At 51.6% G+C, this 16,168-nt stretch carries 15 protein-coding genes; 2 read left to right on the top strand and 13 right to left on the bottom strand.

Annotation, left to right across the window (positions count from 1 at the left end):
• The first annotated feature begins 62 nt into the window (after nucleotides 1-62).
• On the top strand, nucleotides 63-911 hold the full coding sequence (locus J7E21_RS03630) for a transporter substrate-binding domain-containing protein (protein ID WP_483313474.1): 849 nt from the start codon (nucleotides 63-65) through the stop codon (nucleotides 909-911).
• Between the two features lie 15 nt (nucleotides 912-926).
• Nucleotides 927-1,604, top strand: a complete 678-nt coding sequence (locus J7E21_RS03625) for an amino acid ABC transporter permease (protein WP_215104830.1) — start codon at nucleotides 927-929, stop codon at nucleotides 1,602-1,604.
• A 40-nt stretch (nucleotides 1,605-1,644) separates the two neighbouring features.
• Here J7E21_RS03625 and J7E21_RS03620 read toward each other — a convergent pair whose 3' ends face one another.
• The 13 genes from J7E21_RS03620 to J7E21_RS03560 all read right to left on the bottom strand — a co-directional run bounded on the left by J7E21_RS03620 (nucleotide 1,645) and on the right by J7E21_RS03560 (nucleotide 16,168).
• Nucleotides 1,645-2,055, bottom strand: coding sequence for a VOC family protein (locus tag J7E21_RS03620; RefSeq protein WP_215104828.1), 411 nt, complete (start codon nucleotides 2,053-2,055; stop codon nucleotides 1,645-1,647).
• A 68-nt stretch (nucleotides 2,056-2,123) separates the two neighbouring features.
• Nucleotides 2,124-3,458, bottom strand: coding sequence for a D-serine ammonia-lyase (locus J7E21_RS03615; protein WP_215104826.1), 1,335 nt, complete (start codon nucleotides 3,456-3,458; stop codon nucleotides 2,124-2,126).
• 179 nt (nucleotides 3,459-3,637) lie between these two features.
• The gene (pyrE, locus tag J7E21_RS03610) at nucleotides 3,638-4,261 is read right to left on the bottom strand and encodes an orotate phosphoribosyltransferase (protein WP_215104824.1); all 624 of its coding nucleotides are present in this window, start codon (nucleotides 4,259-4,261) and stop codon (nucleotides 3,638-3,640) included.
• A complete protein-coding gene (gene pyrF, locus J7E21_RS03605) occupies nucleotides 4,258-4,950 on the bottom strand; it encodes an orotidine-5'-phosphate decarboxylase (protein ID WP_215104822.1) in 693 nt (230 codons plus the stop codon). Before pyrF ends, pyrE begins: the two co-directional genes overlap by 4 nt.
• Nucleotides 4,947-5,861, bottom strand: a complete 915-nt coding sequence (locus tag J7E21_RS03600; protein WP_215104820.1) for a dihydroorotate dehydrogenase — start codon at nucleotides 5,859-5,861, stop codon at nucleotides 4,947-4,949. Before J7E21_RS03600 ends, pyrF begins: the two co-directional genes overlap by 4 nt.
• Complete coding sequence (locus J7E21_RS03595; RefSeq protein WP_215104818.1) at nucleotides 5,858-6,625, bottom strand: dihydroorotate dehydrogenase electron transfer subunit; 768 nt, start codon at nucleotides 6,623-6,625, stop codon at nucleotides 5,858-5,860. Before J7E21_RS03595 ends, J7E21_RS03600 begins: the two co-directional genes overlap by 4 nt.
• Nucleotides 6,622-9,810, bottom strand: a complete 3,189-nt coding sequence (gene carB / locus J7E21_RS03590) for a carbamoyl-phosphate synthase large subunit (protein ID WP_215104816.1) — start codon at nucleotides 9,808-9,810, stop codon at nucleotides 6,622-6,624. Before carB ends, J7E21_RS03595 begins: the two co-directional genes overlap by 4 nt.
• Nucleotides 9,803-10,897 carry a carbamoyl phosphate synthase small subunit gene (locus J7E21_RS03585; RefSeq protein WP_215104814.1) on the bottom strand — a complete coding sequence of 365 codons (1,095 nt, stop codon included), beginning with the start codon at nucleotides 10,895-10,897 and terminating at the stop codon, nucleotides 9,803-9,805. Before J7E21_RS03585 ends, carB begins: the two co-directional genes overlap by 8 nt.
• Nucleotides 10,897-12,171 carry a dihydroorotase gene (locus tag J7E21_RS03580; protein ID WP_215104812.1) on the bottom strand — a complete coding sequence of 425 codons (1,275 nt, stop codon included), beginning with the start codon at nucleotides 12,169-12,171 and terminating at the stop codon, nucleotides 10,897-10,899. The genes J7E21_RS03585 and J7E21_RS03580 overlap by 1 nt, the downstream gene beginning before the upstream one ends.
• Before the next feature lies 1 nt (nucleotide 12,172).
• Nucleotides 12,173-13,042, bottom strand: a complete 870-nt coding sequence (locus tag J7E21_RS03575; RefSeq protein WP_215104810.1) for an aspartate carbamoyltransferase catalytic subunit — start codon at nucleotides 13,040-13,042, stop codon at nucleotides 12,173-12,175.
• 137 nt (nucleotides 13,043-13,179) lie between these two features.
• Nucleotides 13,180-14,469, bottom strand: coding sequence for a solute carrier family 23 protein (locus J7E21_RS03570; RefSeq protein ID WP_215104808.1), 1,290 nt, complete (start codon nucleotides 14,467-14,469; stop codon nucleotides 13,180-13,182).
• A gap of 34 nt (nucleotides 14,470-14,503) precedes the next feature.
• Entirely contained in the window at nucleotides 14,504-15,043 is a 540-nt protein-coding gene (gene pyrR / locus J7E21_RS03565) for a bifunctional pyr operon transcriptional regulator/uracil phosphoribosyltransferase PyrR (RefSeq protein WP_215104805.1), read from the bottom strand.
• Nucleotides 15,044-15,256: 213 nt separating this feature from the next.
• Nucleotides 15,257-16,168 carry an RluA family pseudouridine synthase gene (locus tag J7E21_RS03560; RefSeq protein WP_215104803.1) on the bottom strand — a complete coding sequence of 304 codons (912 nt, stop codon included), beginning with the start codon at nucleotides 16,166-16,168 and terminating at the stop codon, nucleotides 15,257-15,259.

The raw sequence follows: 16,168 nt of genomic DNA, 5'->3' as shown, positions 1-16,168 counted from the left end.
CATTGCCCGAACCTTTAGATAATGCTATCTTTTTAGAGGACGAATACAGAGGAGGCATATCATTGAACAGCTTGAAGAAACGAACATACATAAGTGTAGCTTCTCTTGCCGCAACAGTATTATTGCTGTCAGCTTGTGGCGATGAAACGGCAGACACGGAACAGTCATCAGAATGGGACCGTATCCAGGAAGAAGGCACATTGACTGTCGGCACATCCGGCACGCTGTTGGCTACTTCGTTCCGCGACGAAGAAAGCGGCGAGTTGACAGGCTTTGAAGTGGAAGTCGTCCGTGAACTCAGCGAACGCCTCGAGTTGGAAATCGAATTCCGCGAGCTCGGATTTGATGAAATGTTGACGAGCGTCAGCACAGGGCAGCTCGATATGGCCGCCAACGACATCGAAGTGACGGAGGACATGACCGATAAATTCCTGTTCTCCACACCAATCAAATACTCCTACGGCACAGCGGTCGTCCGAAAAGACGATTTGTCTGGGATTGAGTCACTTGAGGATCTTGAAGGCAAAAAAGCAGCCGGCGTATCGACTTCTGTCTATATGCAGACTGCCCGCGATTATGGTGCGGAAGAAGTGACGTATGACAACGCCACGAACGAAATCTATTTACGCGATGTGTCAATCGGCCGGACCGATGTCATATTGAACGATTATTATTTGTCGACATTTGGTGTCGCGGCTTTCCCGGAACTGAACATCACCATCCACCCCGATATCAAATACTTGCCTTCTGAAGTCGGGCTCGTCGTTAATCAAGACAGCGAAGAACTGCTCGAGCAAGTAAATGCCACACTAGATGAAATGCTTGCGGATGGAACAGTCAGTGAGATTTCGGCTGAGTTCTTCGGCGGAGCGGACGTTACTATCGAACCGGACATCGAAGAGGAAAATTAAAGGAGGGCCATTATTATGAGCGATATCGAATGGGGATTGTTATTCGATCCTGAACTGGCGATCGATTCCTTGCCCTATGTGCTCGAAGGCATTTGGTATACGCTGTTCATTTCGATGGGCAGCATGCTCGGCGGACTTGTCATCGGCTTTTTCCTGGCACTCGCCCGCACATCCAAACAGCCGCTGCTCCATTTGCCGGCGCGCCTTTATATTTCCTTTATGCGCGGCGTGCCGATTCTCGTGATCTTATTTTTGCTGTATTTTGCACTGCCAGTCATCGGCATCGAATTTACAGCGCTACAAGCCGCGTTGCTCGGCTTTACGATCAACAGCGCCGCTTATATCGCAGAAGTGTTCCGCTCCGCACTCGCTTCTGTCGATAAAGGCCAATGGGAATCGTCCACCGCGCTCGGCCTCAGCTATTGGCAGGCGATGCGGCGCATCATTTTGCCGCAATCGGTGCGCATTGCAGTACCGCCATTATCGAATGTTTATCTCGATTTGATCAAAGCGTCTTCACTCGCTGCGATGATTACGGTGCCGGAAATTTTCCAGAAAGCACGGGTAGTCGGTGCACGCGAATATGATTTGCTGACGCTGCTGATCCTTGTAGCCCTTATCTACTGGGCGATTTGTTCAGTCATGACAGTGCTGCAAAATTATTTGGAAAAACGCTACGCGGAATATTTATGACAAACAAAAACCCACGCCGGTTAACCGGCGTGGGTTTTTGTTATTCGAATGCTCCTTCTTCCTTATACATGACTTCCCATAGATGGCCATCGGGATCACGGAAACTCCAAGAGTACATGAACTTATTGTCCATCGGCTCATTGGCAGAGCCGGCGCCTGCCGCAATGGCTTTGTTGATCCATTCGTCGACTTCTTCGCGGCTCGAAGCGGTTAAGGCGATGATCGCTTCAGCACTTTTGGACGTGTCCGCGATGTCTTTATGGGTAAAGCTTTTGAAGAAATCCTCCACCAATAGCATGGCGTATATATTCGGTCCGATAATCATGCAAGTGGCGTTATTGTCCGTCATCCGTTCGTCAAAATCAAATCCCATTTCTCCAAAAAACTTCATCGATCTCTCCAAATCACTGACCGGCAAATTTACGAAAATCTGGTTCGCTTGAATGGACATGGTTTCGCTTCCCTTCTTTTTCGTTTTGCTTTCCCTCTTCTATTCGTTGAATGAAACGAGATTCCTGCTCATCCCCTCATTTTCTTTCGGCCTCTTTCATAAAAACCGGCCATTTCAGCATCCGGAACTAGCGCTCCACCTGTCAGCCAGACGATATGGGTGGCTTTTTCCAGCGCGATGCCATGGTCTTTCGCATAATCAGTCGAAGCAATCGCAAACGGACCTGTAAACCCAGCTGCAGCGGACGGTTCGATTTTCAGCGCTTCGCTGTCTTTCAACAATGCAAGTAAAGGGAATAACGCCTCATCTTCGATTGTCGCGACGCCTGATATCAATTGCTCAGAGCTCTCCGATGCAAAACTTGACGGCCGGCCGACAGCTAAGCCATCCGCTTCCGTTTCATTATCAATACCGACATCCTGGACGCAAATTCCGCTCTTCAAACCAGTCATCAACCCTAGCAGGACGGCCGGTGAATGCGTCGGTTCAACGAAAACCGGATGGACATGATCACCGAACACGTGGCGCAGCCCGAATGCGATGCCTCCTGGTGCTCCCCCGACTCCGCACGGCAAATAAACGAAAAGCGGATGCTCTTTGTCCACTCGAATCTCCTGCTGTTCAAGCTGTTCTTTCAAGCGCAGCGCGGCGACGCTATAGCCGAGAAACAGCTCACGGGATTTTTCGTCATCGACGAAATAACCGTTCGCAACAGCAAGCGTAGCCTTGCGCCCGGTCGTCACCGCTTCGCTGAAATCACCAGCAAACTCCACAACTTCCACTCCTTTGTCCCTCAGCAAATCCTTTTTCCACGCTTTTGCATCTGCCGACATATAGACGGTCACTTGAAAGCCGAGTTCGGCGCTGATGATGCCGATGCTGAGTCCCAAGTTTCCAGTCGAGCCGACACCGATCGAATAGCCGCTGAAAAACTCTTTCGCCGCTTTTGTCGCGAACCATTCATAAGAGTCCTCTCGTCTGATGAGCCCGGCATCAAGCGCTAAAGCTTCCGCGTAGCGGAGCACTTCAAAAAAGCCGCCGCGCGCTTTAACGGACCCCGCAACCGGCAGTTCGTTATCGCATTTGACATATAACTTGCCCGGCAGAGGCTTTTCGTAATACAACTCCAGACTTTTTTGCATGCGAAATGCCGGACGCAAAACCGATTCGATAATCCCTCCCGTTTCGGCTGTTTCGGCGAACACTTTCATTAAATACGGAGCAAAACGCTGCCACGTCTCCTCCGCTTCTTTGAGGTCTTTGAATGTAACCGGCAAATCCGTCACTTGTTCCATCCGCTTTCGCTTCGGATTCAGCCACACGACCGGCTTCAATTTGATCAAATTCGACAGTAGCGGGTACTGCTGCTGCATTTGTTCAATTTGTTGCGTTGTCAGCTCCATTTTAATTCCGCCTCCTTTTCGTAAAGTCCATTCATCGTTTTGAACGGATGCCACGCCTCCGATGCTTAGGTGATTTCTTTTTCTTACCTCGTATTATAACGAAATCTGCGGATTATTTCTTGCCACTAACAAATCCCAAAACTAAAAACACTCGGCACACAATGGTGTGCCGAGTGTTTTTACAAAGTACCTGCCTTTAATTTTTCATGCCATTCGCTTAACATCGGCAAATCTGCCTGATTGATGGCACCAGTTTGTTCCGCTTGTTCGACGAGCGACGGAAAATCCGTCAAGGTGTGGAACGAAAAGCCCGCCTGATGAATCGCTTCTTCTGCTTGTGGCAAACTATAGGTGAATATCGCGGCAATTCCAGCTACGGCAAATCCCGCATCCTTTAAAGCCTCCGCGGCCTGGAGAACCGAACCGCCTTTTGAGATCAAGTCCTCGACAACGACGACTTTCTTTCCGGGTTCGACTTTTCCTTCGATCAAATTCGACTGGCCGTGCCCTTTCGGTTTGGAACGGACGTAGACCATCGGCAAGTCGAGACGCTCCGCGACCCATGCCGCGTGCGGAATGCCCGCTGTCGCGGTCCCTGCGATCACTTCAGCATCCGGATATTCGCGGCGTATTGTTTCGGCGAGCCCATCGGCGATTGCCTTGCGCACGGACGGATAGGACATCGTCAGCCGGTTGTCGCAATAGATCGGTGATTTGACACCTGACGCCCACGTGAACGGATCTTTCGGCCTCAGCTCTACCGCTCCGATGGATAATAGTTGTTGTGCGATTTGCTTTTTCATGACCGGCCGCCCCATTCCCCGTTGATGTATTCATAGCTCTTTTGCGGATTTTCCGAGCGCGTAATGGCTCGGCCGACGACGATATGGGTCGCTCCTTGTGCTTTCGCATCCCTTGGTGTCGCAATGCGCTTTTGGTCATGCGCTTCTGATGATGCCGGGCGGATTCCTGGAGTGACACGCAGGAAGTCTTCACCGCAAGCTTCACCGATTGCTTTCGCTTCGTGCACCGAGCAGACCACTCCGTCAAGCCCTGCTTGTTTAGCGAGATTGGCGTAATGCAAGACCGACTCTTGTAAAGTGACTGGAATCAATTGCTCCTGTTGCATCTGCTCTTCACTTGTCGAGGTGAGCTGCGTGACGGCGATCAGTTTCGTGCCGCTTCCCGAGAGCCCACGCTTTGCCGCTTCCATCATCGCGACGCCTCCTGCCGCATGGACATTGACCATATCCACGCCAAGCTCTGCTATGCGCCGCATCGCCGACTCGACCGTGTTCGGGATATCGTGCAACTTCAAATCCAGGAAAATATCATGGCCGTATACGTTCAGCGTATTGACCAGCTCCGGCCCTTCCTGATAGAACAATTCCATGCCGACTTTCAAAAACAGCGGCTCGGTAAACTCTGAAAGAAATTCTTCCACGTCAAGTTTTGACGGAAAATCCAGTGCAATGATCGGTTTGCTCGTCATAGACGGTGGCTCCTTCCGATTAGTTCATGAACTGATTCGTAGCCGAGCTCATGTAAACGCTCCGGCAATTTTGCAATCAGTTCCGGACAGACGAACGGATTGACGAAATTCGCCGTACCGACTGCAACGGCGCTTGCGCCTGCCGATAAAAAGTCGATGACATCATCCACTTCCGTTACGCCACCCATGCCGATGATCGGCAAATCGGTATGGCGCCTCACTTCGTAGACCATGCGCAGGGCGACCGGTTTAATCGCAGGGCCCGACAAGCCCCCTGTTATATTGGCGATGACAGGACGCCCGGTTTTCGGGTCAAGCCGCATGCCGAGCAGCGTATTGATCATTGTGATGCCGTCAGCTCCGCCTTGTTCCACCGCTTTTGCAAGTTGAACCACATCGGTGACGTTCGGTGACAATTTCACATACACTGGAACGCCCGATACTTCTTTAACCATCCGCGTCAATTCTCTCGCAACGTCTGGGTCTGTCCCGAACGTGATGCCGCCTTGTTTGACGTTCGGACAAGAAATGTTCACTTCCAGTGCATGGACATTCGGCGCTTTCGAAATGGCGCGTGCCACTTCGACATAATCCTCCGCGAGCGATCCTGCAACATTGGCGATGATCGGCACATCGAATTGTTCAAGCCATGGCAGTTCTTCGCCTACCACTTTTTCAAGCCCCGGATTTTGCAGCCCGATGGCATTGAGCATGCCAGATGAGGTTTCTGCAACTCGCGGCGTCGGGTTGCCGAGACGCATCTCGGCGGTCGTCGCTTTGATCATGATCGACCCGAGTTGCGATAGATCATAAAGCTGTGCGTATTCTTTACCGAAGCCGAAGCAGCCGGATGCCGGCATGATCGGATTTTTCAAGTCGAGACCTGGCAGTTGAACGCGTAAATCCGTCATGAAATCACCACCCCTGCTGGAAATACCGGTCCATCTGAACACACTTTGATGTAATCCGTTTCACTTTTCGTCGTCCGGCAAACACACGCAAAGCATGCTCCGATGCCGCAACCCATGCGCTGTTCGTAAGACAAAAATCCTTTTTTCTGCGGATATGCCCATTGCACCGCTTCAAGCATCGGCGTCGGGCCGCAAGAATAATACGTATCGAAATCATTCGGCAAAGCGTTCAAGATATGCGTCACGAAGCCTTCCGTGCCGTGCGAGCCGTCGACGGTGGCGATATGGGTGTCGCCAAGTGCGCGGAATTTGTCTTCGTAAAACACCGCTTCACGGCTTTCAAATCCGAGAATGTGGACTGTTTCCACACCGCGCGCATTGAGTTGCACAGCCAGTTCATAAAGGGGCGGCACACCGATTCCTCCGCCGATTAAATACGCTTTCTGTTCGGCTGCTTCGACCGGAAAGCCGTGGCCGAGCGGGCCGAGCACGTCGAGCGTGTCGCGTTCGGTCTTTCCGGAAAGCAATGTCGTGCCCCTTCCTTCTGCGCGGTAGATCATCGTGAAGCTTGAAGCTTCCTTGTCGATTTTCGCCACAGAGATCGGCCGGCGCAGCAGCGGTTCGAAACTGTCCGCCACGCGCACATGGACAAACTGCCCGGGCTCAGTCATTTCCTGGACTAAGGCTCCTGTGACGGTCAGTTCAAAAATATTCTTTGCGATTTCCTGTTGGGAGACAACAGCCATTTTTTCTTGTTTGATCATACACCTGCCCCCATTTCTTCAGCTTGGAATGTCATCGATTCGATAACACGCAGCATTGCTTCCGCTGTGTCGAGTGAAGTTAAACACGGCACCCCGTTTTCGACCGATTCCCGTCGTATGCGGAAACCGTCGCGTTCCGGCTGCTTGCCTTTCGTCAATGTGTTAATGACGATCTGTGCGTCGCCACTTTGGATGACATCGAGAAGTGTCCGGCCTTCCGCACCGATCTTTCCGACTTCCGCAACCACAATGCCTGCTTCTTCGAAAGCTTGCGCGGTGCCGCCCGTCGCCATAATTTGGTAGCCGATATTTTTAAAACGCTTGGCAAGTCCGATCGCTTCCGTTTTGTCTTTGTCTGCGACAGTCAGAAGTACCGTTCCGTGATCCTGCACTTGCATACCCGCAGCAGCCAAGCCTTTGTACAGCGCTTTTTCCAGCGTGACGTCCTTGCCCATCACTTCACCGGTCGATTTCATTTCCGGCCCGAGTGTGATGTCGACGCGGCGCAGTTTCGCGAACGAGAACACCGGCACTTTGACGTAAACGCCTTTTTTCAACGGTGCGAGCCCCGCTTTGTAGCCCTGGTCGATGATGCTCTGGCCCAAAATCGCTTTTGTCGCGATATTCGCCATCGGAATGCCGGTGATTTTGCTGAGGAACGGCACAGTCCGGCTCGAGCGTGGGTTCACTTCGATGACGTACACTTCGCCTGATGAAATGACGTACTGGATATTGAGCAAGCCGATGATGTTCAAGCCTTTGGCCAGGCGAGTTGTGTAGTCGGTCAGTGTTTCAATGTATTCTTTGGAAATATTTTGAGGTGGATACACCGCGATCGAATCGCCCGAATGGACCCCGGCGCGTTCGATATGTTCCATAATCCCTGGAATCAAGACATTTTCACCATCGCAGATCGCGTCGACTTCAATTTCCTCACCCGTCATATAGCGGTCAACCAACACCGGATGTTCCGGGCTTGCTTCGACGGCATGTTCCATATAATGGATTAAGTCGGTTTCATTATAGACGATTTCCATCGCGCGTCCACCCAGCACATATGACGGACGTACGAGTACCGGATAGCCGATGTCTGTGGCGATCACTATCGCTTCTTCGGTCGATACGGCGGTTTTTCCGAGTGGCTGTGGAATGCCAATTTCATGCAGTGCCGCTTCGAACTTATTGCGGTTTTCTGCACGGTCGATATCTTCGAGAGACGTACCGAGAATCTTCACGCCGTTTTTCTCCAACTTGTCGGCCAAGTTGATGGCTGTCTGCCCGCCGAACTGGACGACGACGCCTTTTGGCTGTTCGAGGTCGATGATGTGCATGACGTCTTCAATCGTCAGCGGCTCAAAATACAGCTTGTCGGAAATGGAGAAGTCGGTCGAGACCGTTTCCGGGTTGTTGTTGATGATGATTGCCTCGTATCCTGCTTCTTTGATCGCCCATACCGAGTGTACCGTCGCATAATCGAACTCGACACCCTGTCCGATGCGGATTGGTCCGGATCCAAGAACGATGACACTTTCTTTGTCCGTGCGAATCGATTCGTTTTCGTCTTCGTAGCTGGCGTAGAAATAAGGTGTTTCGGATTCGAACTCGGCAGCACATGTGTCGACCATTTTATAGACCGGCACAAGTTTCTGCTGTTTTCGCCACTGATAAACTTCCTCTTCCGCGGTGTTCCACAATTTGGCGATCGTTCTATCCGCATAGCCCATGCGTTTCGCTTTTCTCGCCGTATCGAAATCAAACGGGTTAGCTTTCAGCACTTCCTCGTAGCGCACAATATTGTCGAATTTCTTCAGGAAGAACAAATCGATTTGGCTCCAGTCGTGGATCGTCTCGATCGTCACGCCGCGTCTGAGTGCTTCGCCGATAAAGAACAACCGTTCGTCCCCTGCTTTGCGGATGCGTTTTTCGATCCATTCGTCGCTCATCGTACCCCCATTTTTCAGCTCCAAGTGGAATTGTCCTGTTTCCAGCGAGCGCACCGCTTTCAGCATCGATTCTTCGAACGTCCGGCCCATCGCCATGACTTCGCCGGTCGCTTTCATTTGCGTGCCGAGGTTGCGTTTCGCCGATTCGAATTTATCGAACGGCCAGCGTGGAATTTTCGATACGACATAGTCCAGTGCCGGTTCAAACGCCGCATACGTGCGCCCTGTCACTGGGTTCATCATTTCACCGAGCGTCAGCCCGACGGCAATTTTTGCTGCCAGTTTGGCGATCGGGTAGCCCGTCGCTTTTGACGCCAGCGCAGATGAACGGCTGACGCGCGGATTCACTTCGATGATGAAGTAATTAAAGCTATGCGGGTCGAGTGCGAGCTGCACGTTGCAGCCGCCTTCGATTTTCAGCGCACGGATGATCTTCAGCGAGACATTGCGCAGCATTTGGTATTCACGGTCCGACAAGGTCTGGCTCGGTGCGACGACAATCGAGTCGCCGGTATGAATGCCGACCGGATCGATGTTTTCCATATTACAGACGACGATTGCGGTGTCTTCCGCGTCGCGCATCACTTCGTATTCGATTTCCTTGAATCCGGCGATCGATTTTTCCAGCAAACATTGCGTCACCGGGCTGTATTTCAGGCCGCTTGCGACGATTTCGCGCAATTGCTCATCGTTATGGCAAATGCCGCCTCCTGTTCCGCCGAGCGTAAACGCTGGGCGGACGATGACCGGATACCCGATGCGTTCAACAAATCTTTTCGCCTCTTCCATATTATGGATGATATCGGACTCCGGTACCGGTTCGCCGAGTTCGTTCATCAAGGTACGGAACAAGTCGCGGTCTTCCGCTTTATGGATGGCTTCCAGTTTTGTCCCTAGTATTTCAATGTCCAGTTCATCCAAAATCCCGGACTCGTCCAGCTCGATCGCCATATTCAGGCCGGTTTGCCCGCCGAGTGTTGCGAGCAGGGCGTCCGGGCGTTCTTTGCGCAAAATGCGGCTGACAAATTCCAAAGTAATCGGTTCGATATACACTTTATCGGCGATTTCCGTATCGGTCATGATGGTCGCTGGGTTGGAGTTGATCAAAATGACGCGGTAGCCTTCCTCTTTCAAGGCGAGGCAAGCTTGTGTACCCGCATAGTCGAATTCTGCTGCTTGGCCGATGACGATCGGGCCGGAACCAATAACGAGGATGCTGTTAATATCTTGTCTTTTAGGCATGTTGTTGCTCCTTCCGCTGTGCGTTCATCATTTCTAGAAATCGGTCGAACAAGTAATTCGAATCTTCCGGTCCTGGTGAGGATTCCGGGTGGTATTGGACAGTAAATGCCGGGTAATCCAAATGTGTTAATCCTTCATTTGTTCCGTCATTGAGTGCGCTATGTGTCACTTTCAAACGCGTTCCTTGCAAAGTTTCTTCGTCAACGGCATAGCCGTGGTTTTGTGAAGTGATTTCGACTTTCCCCGTCACGAGATCCCGAACCGGGTGGTTGCCGCCGCGGTGGCCGAACTTCAATTTGAACGTGTCCGCACCGCACGCGCGTGCGAACAATTGATGGCCGAGGCAAATGCCGAACACCGGCACTTCGCCGATAAGATCGCGCACGACGTCTACGCATTCCGGTACATTTTTCGGATCTCCCGGACCGTTCGACAGCATGACGCCGTCGGGGCCCCATGCAAGAATCTCCTGTGCCGAAGTGTTATGCGGCACAACGATGACATCACATTTGCGTTTCGTCAATTCCCTCAAGATGCCGTGCTTCATGCCGTAATCGATGATTACGACACGCTTGCCGCGTCCAGGGCTTGGGTAAGGACGTGTGATCGACACTTGTGCCACTTGATCGGTCGGCATCACGGTTTCTTTCAACTTATTTGTCACTTGCTCGAAGTCTGGCTCTTCGCCAGCTGCTGTCAAGACGCCTTTGATCGAGCCGTTGACGCGGATGAGGCGTGTCAGTTTTCGCGTATCGATCCCGGATATTCCGGGAATGCCTTTTTTTCTCAACAATTCGTCAATACTCATGGTGCTCCTGAAGTTCGACGGAAACTCTGCCGCTTCCCGGACGACCATCCCTTTCACTGCCGGGTCGATCGATTCGAAATCATCGCTGTTGATGCCGTAGTTGCCGATAAGTGGATAAGTCATTGTGACGATCTGCCCGCAATAAGATGGATCGGACAAGATTTCCTGATAGCCGGTCATACTCGTGTTGAACACCACTTCCCCGACCGATGCTTCTTCACTGCCGAATGCTTCCCCGTCGAATACCGTACCGTCCTCTAAGATCAAATAACGTTTCATCAGTTTTCCTCCTGCCATACGATGTCACCGCCGAAAATGGTCATAACTGGCCAGCCGGTGCAAGTTTGTCCGCCAAATGGTGTGTTGGTGCCTTTGGAAAGAAAATCTTCCGTGTGGATCTCCTGTTGTTTGTCCAAATCGAGCAGCACTAGATCTGCTGCTTGGCCCGCTTCGATCTTGCCGTAAGGAAGGCCGAACACATCCGCCGGCTTTTTCGTTATCCAGTCAATCAATTGCTGGAGCGTCCATTTACCGCTCTGGACAAATTCTGTGTAAAGAAGCGGGAATGCCGTTTCAAATCCGACGATGCCGAATGGCGCTTTTTCCATGCCGTTCGCCTTTTCCTGTGCAATATGAGGTGCATGGTCCGTTGCGATAAAATCAAGTGTGCCGTCGAGCAATCCGGCGTGCAGCGCGTCGAAATCTTCTTTTGCACGCAGCGGCGGGTTCATTTTGTAGTTTGCGTCGTCTCCCGGGATGTCGTCTTCTGTCAGCAGCAAGTGATGAGGCGTCACTTCCGCCGTTACGCGGACACCTGCTTTTTTCGCATCGCGGATAACGCGTACCGATTCCTTCGTGCTGACGTGGCAAACATGATAATGGGCGCCGGCTGCTTCTGCCAGCAGGATGTCGCGCGCGATATGGACCGATTCTGCAACGGACGGGATGCCCGGCAGACCGAGTTCGCGGCTTCTTTTGCCGTCATGCATAACGCCTCCGTAGATCAAGCTATTATCTTCGCAGTGAGCGACGACTGGCATATCGAGTGTAGCTGCTTCTTTCATCGTTTCGAACATCATCCCCGCTTCCTGGATGCCGACGCCGTCGTCGGTGAACGCGAACGCGCCATGTTCTTTCAATTCTTTCAAATTGGTCCGTTCTTTGCCTGCTTCACGGATCGTGATGGATGCATACGGCAAAACCCGAATGAGCGCATTTTTGTCGATCAGTGCGTTGACATGATCAAGATTTTCTTTCGTGTCCGGTACAGGGCGAGTGTTCGGCATTGCGCAAATCGTCGTGTAGCCTCCGCGCGCTGCTGATTTCGTGCCGCTTTCGATTGTTTCTTTTTGCTCTCCCCCCGGTTCACGCAAATGGACGTGGACATCCACAAATCCCGGTGCGATCATTCGGCCTTTGCCGTCGATTTCGATTTCGCCTTGCGATTTCAAGCCTTCGCCGATCTCTGCAATCTGGCCATCCTTAATGCGGATGTTGGCCTCCTGCAGTTGTTCTCCGTTTAACATTTTTACATTTTTAATGAATAATCCCATCTCAATCTCTCCCTTTCATTGCATATTCGAGTACTGCCATCCGGACGAACACGCCGTTGGCCATTTGCTTGAAGATCCGCGAGCGTTTGCACTCGACAAGCGAGTCCGCAATTTCAACGCCGCGATTGATCGGTGCAGGGTGCATGATGATAGCACTTTTTTTCATTTTCCGCTCCCGCGCTTCGGTCAGCCCAAACTCTTTATGGTAGCGTTCTTTGGAAAACAAGGCCGATACGGCGTGGCGCTCGTGCTGCACACGGAGCATCATGACGACGTCTGTTGCGCCGAGCAGCGCATCCAAATCGTCCGTCGTTTCGTAATCGCCGCTCCACTCGGCTGGGCAGACGAAGCTGACTGTTGCGCCGAGCTGCTTTAACGCCGCGGCGTTCGATTTTGCAACGCGGCTGTGGGCAATGTCGCCGACGATCGTGACGTGGATTCCTTCGATGCGCCCGAACTCTTGATGGATAGTGTAAAGATCGAGAAGCGATTGTGTCGGATGCTGCCCTGAGCCGTCGCCTCCGTTGATGACCGCGACATGGCATCCTGTTAGCTGCTGGTAATATTCTTCTTCTTCGTGGCGGATGATAACCGCACGGACGCCGATCGCTTCCATCGTTTTAACTGTATCATACAAGGTTTCCCCTTTTATAATACTGGAGAAGGCGGATTCAAACGGTAGCACGGATAACCCCAGCCGGTGTTCGGCCATTTCAAAGCTCATTTTCGTCCGCGTGCTCGGTTCGAAAAACAAATTGACGACCGCGCCTTCAAGTTCTGCTTGTTCACCTTGTTCAAACTGTTCCGCGCGCTTCAGCAAGTTCATGATCTGTTCGTTTTGGAGTCCGTTCATCGATAATAGATTCGGCAATTCCCTCACGCCCCTTTCGTTGACTGTACAAAAATACACCTTCCCAGGGGCAGGAAGGTGTAAGGAAATAAGGCCTGCTGCGCCTCTTTTCCAATAACCCTTTCCATGCCTCTCGGGACATTCCTTAAAAGGTAAATTTATTCAGTTCCGTCATCCAATTCCTGTTTGTTGAGTCCCGGTAAAATCAAGTTCAACAGCACCCCGACAATGGCAGCGAGTGCCATACCTTCGATGACGAAAGTTTCGCTGAATTCCAGTTTCGCGCCGCCGATCCCGATGACCAGAATGACTGAAGAGATGACCAAGTTGCGGTTGTTGCCGAAATCAATGCCGTTATCGACGAGCATGCGCATGCCCGATGAAGCGATAATGCCGAACAGCAGGATTGAAATCCCACCGAGCACTGCTGTTGGAATCGTGTCAATGACCGCCATCAACTTTCCGAAGAAAGAAAACAAGATGGCGAATACCGCGGCGCCGACAATGACGTAGACGCTGAAAACTTTCGTAATGGCCAGTACGCCGATGTTCTCGCCGTACGTTGTTTTTGGCGGCCCACCCATTAGTGAGGAAATGAAGGTCCCGAGTCCGTCTCCGAGAATCGAGCGGTGAAGGCCAGGATCTTTTATGTAGTTGCGGTTAACGATTTTTCCGAGCACGAGCTGATGTCCGATATGTTCAGAGATGGTGACAATCGCGATTGGCACCATGACGAACAGTAATGTCGGCGTCACTTGAAACGAATAGTCTATGCCCGGCACGAGAAAGTCCGGCACTTGGAACCAGCTTGCGGCGCCGATCGGGCTAAAGTCGATGATGCCGATCAAGGTGGAGTATACATATCCGACGATGATACCGATCAAGATCGGCATGAGCGAAATGATGTTCTTGAAGTAAATATTGCAAATGATGGCGGTGGTGAGTGTGACGAGTGCGGCCGAGAAATGCAGCAAGCTGTATTCGGAGCCGCCGTCTGCTGTCGGAATATTCATCGCCATATTGACCGCTGTGCCCGACAGTGCAAGCCCGATGACGATGATGACTGGGCCGACGACAATCGGAGGCAACAGTTTCATGAGCCACTGATAACCCGTCTTCCAGATGACTAGTGAGACGATTGCGTAGACGAGCGAGACGAACATGGCACCGATCATCGCCGATCCGATGCCGCCTGATTCTGTTGCAATCTGTATCGGGACGATAAAGGCGAACGATGACCCGAGGTATGCTGGAACTTTAAACTGTGTGATCAAGACGAAAATGATGGTGGCGATGCCACTTGTCAAAAGCGCGATTGCAGGACTCAAGCCTACAAGCTGCGGCACGAGGATTGTTGCGCCGAACATGGCGAACATATGCTGCAGGCTGAGGGAAATCCATTGCCCCGATTTTGGTTTGTCGTGAATATCTAAAATGGCATTGCTCAAGCTGTTTCTCCCCTGTCTCTATAATCTCTAGTTGTTAATCGTGGATTGTGACGCGGTCGGTATTGTCGCTTTCAGCCATTTCGACCACAATCCGTTCTTCGCTCGATGTCGGAATGTTTTTTCCGACATAATCGGAGCGGATCGGCAATTCCCGATGTCCCCGGTCGATCAGCACCGCCAGCTGGATCTGTGCCGGACGCCCGAGGTCCATGACCGCGTCCATCGCTGCGCGAACTGTACGCCCCGTATACAGCACATCATCGACTAGGATGACTTTCATATCTTTAATACTGTGGGCGATGTCGACTTGCTGGACGAGCGGTTCTTGACTAGGATTTTTCTGGCTGAGATCGTCCCGGTAAAGCGTGATGTCCAGTTCGCCGGTCAAAATGGGCTTGCCTTCGATTTGCTCGATTTTCTCAGCGAGCCGCTTGGCGATGAAGGCGCCGCGTGTTTTAATGCCGACTAAAATGCATTCGTCAATTCCTTTATTGCGCTCAATGATTTCATGGGCAATCCGTGTGATGGCACGGCCAATGGCTTTGTCATCGAGAATATCCGCTTTTTCTGCCATGATTTCCACTCCTTATCGCTCGTTTCGTTGTTTGTGCATGAAAAAACCCTCCGCCAAAGAGGCGAAGGGTATAGATGCGCAGTAAAAAAACCTTCCGGAAGACACACTTCCGGCTTTGCGATTATCCCTTTTCAGCCTCTCTGGACTGTTCTTAAAGGTGATGCGTATTGAGTTTTTGACTGGTCTTAGTATAAAGAACAGCAGTGAAACTTGTCAACCCTCTTCGCGAAGTGTTTCAAGCAATGCTTCGAATTCTGCCGGCAGCGGAGCGGAAAACTCCATATATTCCTTGCTGCGAGGATGGATAAAACCGACCACTCCAGCATGAAGTGCCTGTCCGCCGATATCCATTGTTTTTCTCGGTCCGTATTTTGGATCGCCGACAAGCGGGAATCCGATATATCGCAGATGGACGCGGATTTGATGCGTCCGGCCGGTCTCCAAGCGGCATTCTACCAGTGTGAAATTACCGAAGCGTTCGAGCACCGTAAAATGCGTCACCGCATGTTTGCCTTTATCGACAACGGCCATTTTCTGGCGCTCTTTCGGGTCTCTGGCAATCGGTGCTTCAATGGTGCCTTTATCATGCGCAATATGCCCATGAACCAGTGCCACGTATTTGCGCGTAACCGTTTTTTCGACCAGCTGGTCTACTAAAGATGCGTGTGCCATGTCATTTTTGGCTACCATCAACAAGCCTGAAGTGTCTTTATCGATCCGGTGGACAATTCCCGGGCGTGCAATTCCGTTAATGCCAGATAAATCCGTGCAGTGGTACATAAGTCCGTTCACAAGCGTTCCGTTCGCGTGGCCAGGTGCCGGGTGAACGACCATGTCTTTCGGTTTATTGACGACGAGTACATCCTCATCTTCATAGACGATATCAAGATCCAGGTCTTCCGGTTCTACGTCCAATTCTTCGAGCAAAGGCGGTGTGATAATGATTCCATCACCTATGCGGACTTTATAATTCGGTTTCACCGTTTCGCCGTTCACTTTAATCGCGCCATCTTTGACCCAATTGCTGATTTGGGACCGTGACCAGTCTTCATCAATAGCAGAGATCACTTTATCAATCCGGTCGCCTGCTTGTTCTTCTGTAATGTGTATCGTTAGCTCTTCCAT

Origin of the sequence: Planococcus sp. ISL-109 (genome assembly GCF_018613655.1) — a bacterium.
Lineage (GTDB): Bacteria > Bacillota > Bacilli > Bacillales_A > Planococcaceae > Planococcus.
This window is presented reverse-complemented; position numbering and strand designations above follow the sequence as displayed.

Bases quoted from the DNA above. Each gene is read 5' to 3' on its own strand.
- J7E21_RS03625 (WP_215104830.1), top strand. From the start codon at position 927: ATGAGCGATATCGAATGGGGATTGTTATTCGATCCTGAACTGGCGATC.
- J7E21_RS03620 (WP_215104828.1), bottom strand. From the start codon at position 2,055: ATGTCCATTCAAGCGAACCAGATTTTCGTAAATTTGCCGGTCAGTGAT.
- J7E21_RS03615 (WP_215104826.1), bottom strand. From the start codon at position 3,458: ATGGAGCTGACAACGCAACAAATTGAACAAATGCAGCAGCAGTACCCG.
- pyrE (WP_215104824.1), bottom strand. From the start codon at position 4,261: ATGAAAAAGCAAATCGCACAACAACTATTATCCATCGGAGCGGTAGAG.
- pyrF (WP_215104822.1), bottom strand. From the start codon at position 4,950: ATGACGAGCAAACCGATCATTGCACTGGATTTTCCGTCAAAACTTGAC.
- J7E21_RS03600 (WP_215104820.1), bottom strand. From the start codon at position 5,861: ATGACGGATTTACGCGTTCAACTGCCAGGTCTCGACTTGAAAAATCCG.
- J7E21_RS03595 (WP_215104818.1), bottom strand. From the start codon at position 6,625: ATGATCAAACAAGAAAAAATGGCTGTTGTCTCCCAACAGGAAATCGCA.
- carB (WP_215104816.1), bottom strand. From the start codon at position 9,810: ATGCCTAAAAGACAAGATATTAACAGCATCCTCGTTATTGGTTCCGGC.
- J7E21_RS03585 (WP_215104814.1), bottom strand. From the start codon at position 10,897: ATGAAACGTTATTTGATCTTAGAGGACGGTACGGTATTCGACGGGGAA.
- J7E21_RS03580 (WP_215104812.1), bottom strand. From the start codon at position 12,171: ATGGGATTATTCATTAAAAATGTAAAAATGTTAAACGGAGAACAACTG.
- pyrR (WP_215104805.1), bottom strand. From the start codon at position 15,043: ATGGCAGAAAAAGCGGATATTCTCGATGACAAAGCCATTGGCCGTGCC.
- J7E21_RS03560 (WP_215104803.1), bottom strand. From the start codon at position 16,168: ATGGAAGAGCTAACGATACACATTACAGAAGAACAAGCAGGCGACCGG.